A 1,664-nucleotide genomic window follows, 5' to 3' on the forward strand; every position below is an offset into this window, starting at 1 on the left:
GTGCGGCAAGCTGCTCCAGTTCATTTTCGCCGCGGCCCGCCCCGGCGTTACTGTCAATTCCCGTATGCGCCAGCGCCAGCACCAGATCGCAGCCCTGGGCCTTTAACTGCCGGGCCTGGGCCGCGGCGGTTTCAACGATGCCGCCCGCGGCGAGTTGCTGCTGCAACGCCTTGCCGCACCAGATCAGGGTCTGCGGCGGCAGCACCGAAAACAGCCCGATCCGGACCGGTGGCAAACCGGGGCAGCCAGGCACCGCCCGCTCCAGCACCGCCCAGGGTACAAATGGCAGCCGAAGATCAGGCTGCCGCGCCGTCAGGCTTGAGCACAGCACCGGACATGGCACGTCTTTCAGAACGCCTGCCAGCGCCTCCAGGCCGAAATCAAAGTCATGATTGCCAAGACCAACGGCATCATATTTCAAAAACCGGAATGCGCGCGCCAGAGGATGGGGGCCTTTGGCACCCGGTACGATGTCCCCCAGCGGCGCCCCCTGGAAGCCATCGCCATTGTCGACCAGCAGACAGGCCGCGCCCAATCGGTCAGCCTCTGCGCGCGCACGGGTGATCAAAGTGGCAGCGCGGGACAGGCCGATGGCCCCGCCGGGGCGATCGGCATAGTAGTCGTGGCTCAGCAGATTGCAGTGCAGGTCCGTAGTGGCCAGCACGTGCAATTGCCCGATTGTGGTCCGGGATTGCGAGACCCGCGCCCCGCTTGTCATGTCCGAAATTCCGCTGACACCGACTGCCGCTGCTCCTTTCGCACCATTCGGTGCCGTTCTTGTTTTGCGGCTATTTGAATCAGCGTTTTAACGATTTGCAAAGAACCCTTTTTGCTGCATTTGATTTTTTCCTGCTGCCGAGGCTGCAAAGGGGCAGGCGCACCCTATCCAGCAGTGAAAAGCCGCAATTCCCGCCCGGCAGGTGTGGCGGTGCAGTGACAGGCAAGCGCAGATCGATGCCGGTTGCTGGCAACGCCTGCGGCACACTGCCATGGATGGCGCTATTCCATCCATGACAGCCAATGAAACCGCAGCCAGCCAGAGGAGAGCCGCAATGAAACACGCAGAACAAGTGACATTCGGCGGCGGCGGGCTGGAGCGAGCGGCCCATCTGCGCACGGATACCGCAGCGTTGGAAGCGGCCTGGAACAGTGCGGAGGCCCAGGTGCTGCTGATGTGGCGCGGCAAGCCGCTGACCCGGCGCGGCGCGGCGGCGGATCTGCCTTGCGGGCTGGGCTGGACCGGTCCGGTGCATCCGCTGGCCGCTGATTGCAAGGATGCCGCACTGTTTCTTGGCCTGGCACCCGGCGGCGCGCCGTGCTTTGCCTGCGATATCAGCGGCTGGCAGCCCGAAGGCCTGGATCAGGAGGCGCTCAACAGTTTTGCCGATGCCAGCGAGCAGCAGCATCCGGACCTGCCCGCTTCCCATGCCTTTGCCGAGCTGCGCCGGGTGATGACCCGCCTCACGCCGCTGGAAGCGGAACTGGCCGCCACCGCCAAGGCGCTGCTGGCCTGGCACCGCAGCCATCAGTATTGCGCAGCTTGCGGCGCCCCCAGCGATTTGGCGCAGGCCGGCTGGCAGCGGATCTGCCCCGCCTGCAAGACACCGCATTTCCCGCGCACCGACCCGGTGGTGATCATGCTGATCACCCATGGCGATGCTGTG

General features: G+C 65.0%; 1 protein-coding gene and 1 pseudogene. One reads left to right on the plus strand and one right to left on the minus strand.

Features of this window, described 5'->3' with window-relative positions:
• A pseudogene (locus A2I95_RS36080) lies at positions 1–718 on the minus strand (bifunctional metallophosphatase/5'-nucleotidase); the annotation flags it as partial.
• 334 nt (positions 719–1,052) lie between these two features.
• Between A2I95_RS36080 and A2I95_RS36085 the strand changes: the two are divergent.
• The coding region (locus A2I95_RS36085; RefSeq protein ID WP_291737329.1) for an NUDIX-like domain-containing protein at positions 1,053–1,664 on the plus strand (612 nt) is incomplete at its 3' end.

Source organism: Leisingera sp. F5 (genome assembly GCF_001593695.1).